Source organism: Alkalibacterium sp., assembly GCF_046484155.1.
Taxonomy (GTDB): Bacteria; Bacillota; Bacilli; order Lactobacillales; family Carnobacteriaceae_A; genus Alkalibacterium.
Window position 1 is genome coordinate 1 of the sequence record NZ_JAWOBT010000129.1, and the last position, 4,805, is coordinate 4,805.

The window sequence follows — 4,805 nt, forward strand, 5'->3', positions numbered from 1 at the left end:
CGAGTTCCGTCCCATCAGAATACGAAAGGAAGCCTTCCTGAGGAAAAGCGACTAATTGAATGTCGACAAAGTCCTTCATTTCTTCTTTTACTTCCAGCAAGGCTTTCAGAGCAGTGAGCGATGGATCACAAACATCCACGTGCGTCCGAACTGCTTGTATCCCCTGTGCGATCTGCCACTGTAAAGCTTTCATAGCTCTCTTCTTTACGTCAGCTTTGGTCAGTGTCTTTTTTCGTTCAGTCCACGTTTCGATCCCTTCGAACAAGGTACCACTCTCGTTCCACTTCGGCTCTCCAGCTGTCAGGGTCGTGTCCAGATGAATGTGGGGTTCCACGAACGGCGCACTCACCAGTTTCCCCTCCACATCCAAGGCCCCTTCCACTGAGCAGGCTCTTTCAATTTTAGAGAATGTTCCATTTTTTATATGAATGTTCCATAATCCTTCTTTTTTCGGCAATGCTGCATTTTGAATGATCATCTAATATCCCTCTTCCCCTAATGGTGCCCGTTTTGGAGCCCATACGTGCTCTGCCAGCTTTGATAAGCCGATGAACAGTATCATCGCTCCGATGATGCCGTTTAATGGCGGAATACCCGGCAGCCATTGCGCTGAAGCAAAGCCGCCCAGCCAGGCCATGATTGCGGGCCATCTGACGACTTCGAAATCCATTTCTTCCAGTTTTGGATAATGCCCTTTACGGAGAATGAAATAATCCGCCAGTATGATTGCCCCAATCGGCGGAAGTGCCCCACCAAGTAGCGTCAACCAGCCTATAAAGTTAGTGTATAACCACATGGCCAGCAAGGTTCCGACTAGTCCATTTAATGCGACCAGCTTACTCTTTTTGATTTTAGTTATATTGGAAAAGCCTAACCCTGAAGCGTACAGTGCATTATCGTTAGTGGTCCAGATATTCAAACCTAATACGATAATAGCCGGGATAATAAGTCCCTGTGAAAACATGACGTCGGAAATATCCCCGGCTCCTGTGGCGATGGATCCTACAGCACCGAACAGGAACATCAGAGAATTGCCGATGAAAAAGGCGATCAGCGTTGTGATGACAGCTGATTTTTTCGTTTTGGCAAAGCGGGCGAAGTCTGGTGTCAATGTCCCCCCGCTGGCAAAAGAGCCCACACAGATCGTTAAAGCCGCGGCCAGACTGATCGACTGTTCCGGCTGATAGGCAAACAATTCAGACAGACCGCCTAGATTATTGATGGCCAGTCCTACAGACGTACTGCCTAATACCGCAATGGCCGGTACAGCCACAAAACTCAAGATGGCCAGAGCCTTCATTCCAAAGAATGCTGAAATGGTCATCGCGATTCCGGAAAGAACGATCAGAGTGAACATGTCGATGCCCGTTACCCGATTAACCGGGACCGCAAACATAGCGATACCCACACCGAACCAACCGACTTGGGTTGCACTTAACAGAAAGGATGCCAGATAAGAGCCTTTTTCACCAAATGCATAGCGTGCCAGCAGATGTGTAGATAATCCAGTTTTAGCGGCGATGTAAGCCAGTCCACCCGTGTATACCCCCAATATCAAATTACCCAGCAGCACCATCCAGATAAATTCTTTCATCGTGAGGCCTAATCCCAGTTCCCCACCAGAAAGCATGCTTGCCGAAAAGAACGTAAATCCCAGCATCACCACGAACATTCTGAAAAACCCATTACGGTTTGACTGCGGTACAGCCTGAAGTGAAAATTCCTTGTCCATTTTTTCTTCCTCCTTGTTTGGTTGCTTATTAGTACCCACACCAAGCAGGTTTTTACACAGAAAAATTTGCATAAAAAAAGCCTCCTGCCCGATATGACAAGAAGCATTCGAAAAATAGATACACGTGTAAACGATACACTCGTAGTCTGTTTTTCTCATCCGTAGTCCTTGTCAGCCTCTCGGGACTGAATTAAAGATACCAATATTCAATTGGAGCTATTATCTCAATTCTTCCTCTGTTTGTCAACTATAACCAGATTTCTTTTTCAGTCTCTTCTTTCGAAGTTGTTGTCTATCCAATATATGAAATTGATAGACTTTGCATCATTCTTTGTTCTCTATTTCCCGATCGATTTTAAAAAATTACAAAAAAAGAAAGCAGACATCTTTAAGATATCTGCTTTCTACTATTAAAAAATTATGCTTTTACCCAGTTATCGTTCATTTTAACGCCTGCAGCTTTAAACAGAGTATAAATCGGGCAGCGTGCTTCCACCTGCTCTTGGATTGCTTGAATACGCTCAAGAGATTCTGACGTCTCCACTTTAACATTGATGGTCACTTCTTCAAAGTACGGTTGCACAGAAGCATCACCCATAAATCCGCGGGGATCGAAGCTACCTGATACATTGATCGTCAAGCATTTTAAATCAAAATCCATTTCTCTTGCAGCCATATTAGCTGTTACATTCTCGCAAGATACTAATGCTGCGAGAGCTGTCTGCATTGGATTGGGACCAGAATCTTTTCCGCCTAATTTTTCCGATTCATCCAAAACTAATTCATGTTTCCCTGCTTTAGCTGTCAAAGCAAAGCCGTCAGTTTTTGCATTCACTACGAATTTCATTTTACCGTTCATCATTCAAATCATTCCTTTTCTGTATTATTTGCTCATTATATCATTAATCTAACTATTAATAAATAAGTATAATTAGTAAGTTAATCAAAAGTTTGTGAAATGTTTATACATTCTAATCATTTGATGTCAGCGTAAAAACAGTGATTTCAGGGACTGCATTAATCCTCATAGGAACAATACTCATACCTATTCCTCTATTCACATACAAGTTGTTTTCTTCAGAACCGTAATCTTCTATCCATCCATCTGCAGTCACTTCTCCTCCTTGGGCCAGCGATAAATATGACCAGTTACTGCTGAAAGGGGTGCGGATCTGCCCGCCGTGGGTGTGACCGGCTACAGCCAAGGGAGCTGAATTTGCCTCTAAATTTCTGAAAGAATCCGGATTATGCATCAACACCAGTCTTGGTGCTTCTTCGGTTACACCTTCGAAAGCTTCTTCCGGCAAGTCGTTCTCCGCCCAGTGTGAACCTATACCTACAATATAAAAATTTTCGCTTGGATTTTCACCCTCTACAAGCACGTCATTTTCATTATCAAGCATCCTGATACCTAGGCTGGACAATGCATCAGATAAGCCTTCTGCCAGCTCGATATTAGGTTCTACTTCCTGAGACGCCATAGTATAGTCATGATTACCAAGTACACTGTAAACAGGTATGCCACTCTCTACTAAAGGACTCATGGCATTCATGATTTCGTCTATTACCTGATCATCCATACTTTCCACGTGATACAGATAATCACCGGTTATAAGAATAGCTGACGGCTCCATTTCTATCACGTCTTCTACTATTCTTTCTGTTGTCGATAGGTTGTCCATCCATAAACCGACTTGAAAATCACCTATAACAACTATTTTTTTTCCTTCCAGTTCAGACGGGAGATTGGTGATTACAGCCTCTTCTTCCTGGACATCTATAAGATAAGGTTCGATAAAGCCCCAGACAATAATCAAGCCGAATAGAGTAGCAACAATGGCGATCCCTATTTTTATTCTTTTTTTCATATCATTCCACCTCTTCAAAAGATTATATATTTAGTATACTTTTTTTACACTCTATCATTTAGTTATATGCATTGGGGCTTGTTCAATTAACCAAATAGAATTAGACAAACTTGCTCATCAAAGATTTTTAAACTATTGTCATATTGCCGATTGTATTTGATATACTGAATTTGAGCCAACTATTTCGATTACATATATCTAGCGAGGAGCAATGAATTTGAAATCAGCAGAACAATGGATCAGAGAGTTACAGCTTGAACCCCATCCAGAAGGGGGCTACTTCAAACAAACCGATTTATCCGACCAAACCTATACTAATACCAAAGAGGGTAGACCGTTACCTTTATACACAAACATTTATTTCCTATTAACAGCAGCTAATCCTTCTCACTTTCACAGACTGATATCTGACGAATTATGGTTTTATCATGCCGGCCAGCCACTGACCGTTCACGCTCTCACGCCAGAGGGATCCTATCAGGAAACAACATTGAGTCTAGAGACACACGAGGATCATCGGTTGCACCATACCGTTCCAGCTGGTACCATTTTCGGTTCTACCGTAGCAGAAGGTTATGCGCTGGTGAGCTGCACGGTGGTTCCCGGTTTTGATTTTGCGGACTTTCAACTGTTCACAAAAAACGAACTTTTAAAAAAACATCCCGAACATGAGTCGATAATAAACAAACTAGCTTACGATGCTCTCCCTGAATAGGGAGGATCGTAAGCTAGTTTGTTTAAATATAGTCATTTAAACGTTTTTTTTCGTAAGTATTTAACTGCGATAGATCAGCTTCTCATTTGCGGTGAATCTGGATTTAGCTCCATGAATTCCAGCCAATTGCCATCCGGATCCTTGATCCAGAACTGCTTGTTGGTATCTTTTCCTGTAGTTAGTTCTGAAGCAAAGTCAACGCCTTTATCTCTTAACTTTTCAGCTAATTCTTCTATATCCCCTACTTCAAAACAAATGTGATCGTTCTGTTTTTTCTTTTCCTCAGTTCCCCCGTAAAAAAACTCTAGAAATGATCCATCTGCAATTTTGACGTACTCGATCCACGGATATCCATCCGAATCCTTCAAGTCGAAGGCATGTTTGAAACCAAGGACCTCACAGTAAAAATACAGTGTTCTTTCCATATCTGTTACTTGATACCCTTTATGATGTATACCTTTAATCATTTTCCATTCACCTTTTCTTTTTT

The 4,805-nt window shown here is 42.1% G+C and carries 6 protein-coding genes; 1 reads left to right on the forward strand and 5 read right to left on the reverse strand.

The window, feature by feature from the left end; translation table 11 throughout:
• From R6U02_RS09175 to R6U02_RS09190, 4 genes are all read right to left on the reverse strand, one after another.
• Positions 1 to 478 (reverse strand): amidohydrolase family protein (locus R6U02_RS09175; RefSeq protein WP_410263312.1); only part of this gene is annotated, 478 nt, incomplete at its 3' end.
• On the reverse strand, positions 479 to 1,804 hold the full coding sequence (codB, locus tag R6U02_RS09180; RefSeq protein WP_410263313.1) for a cytosine permease: 1,326 nt from the start codon (positions 1,802 to 1,804) through the stop codon (positions 479 to 481).
• A gap of 346 nt (positions 1,805 to 2,150) precedes the next feature.
• Positions 2,151 to 2,594: an OsmC family protein gene (locus R6U02_RS09185; protein WP_410263314.1), complete on the reverse strand. Its 444-nt coding sequence runs from the start codon at positions 2,592 to 2,594 to the stop codon at positions 2,151 to 2,153.
• A 109-nt stretch (positions 2,595 to 2,703) separates the two neighbouring features.
• A complete protein-coding gene (locus tag R6U02_RS09190) occupies positions 2,704 to 3,600 on the reverse strand; it encodes a metallophosphoesterase (protein ID WP_410263315.1) in 897 nt (298 codons plus the stop codon).
• A 211-nt stretch (positions 3,601 to 3,811) separates the two neighbouring features.
• Between R6U02_RS09190 and R6U02_RS09195 the strand changes: the two genes are divergently transcribed.
• Positions 3,812 to 4,315: a cupin domain-containing protein gene (locus R6U02_RS09195; protein WP_410263316.1), complete on the forward strand. Its 504-nt coding sequence runs from the start codon at positions 3,812 to 3,814 to the stop codon at positions 4,313 to 4,315.
• Positions 4,316 to 4,389: 74 nt separating this feature from the next.
• Here the strand turns inward: R6U02_RS09195 and R6U02_RS09200 are convergent.
• Positions 4,390 to 4,805, reverse strand: a 416-nt coding sequence (locus tag R6U02_RS09200) for a VOC family protein (RefSeq protein WP_410263317.1), incomplete at its 5' end; no start/stop codon positions are given.

Coding starts and splice junctions, on each gene's coding strand:
- codB (WP_410263313.1), bottom strand. CDS start 1,804: ATGCAAATTTTTCTGTGTAAAAACCTGCTTGGTGTGGGTACTAATAAG.
- R6U02_RS09185 (WP_410263314.1), bottom strand. CDS start 2,594: ATGATGAACGGTAAAATGAAATTCGTAGTGAATGCAAAAACTGACGGC.
- R6U02_RS09190 (WP_410263315.1), bottom strand. CDS start 3,600: ATGAAAAAAAGAATAAAAATAGGGATCGCCATTGTTGCTACTCTATTC.
- R6U02_RS09195 (WP_410263316.1), top strand. CDS start 3,812: ATGAATTTGAAATCAGCAGAACAATGGATCAGAGAGTTACAGCTTGAA.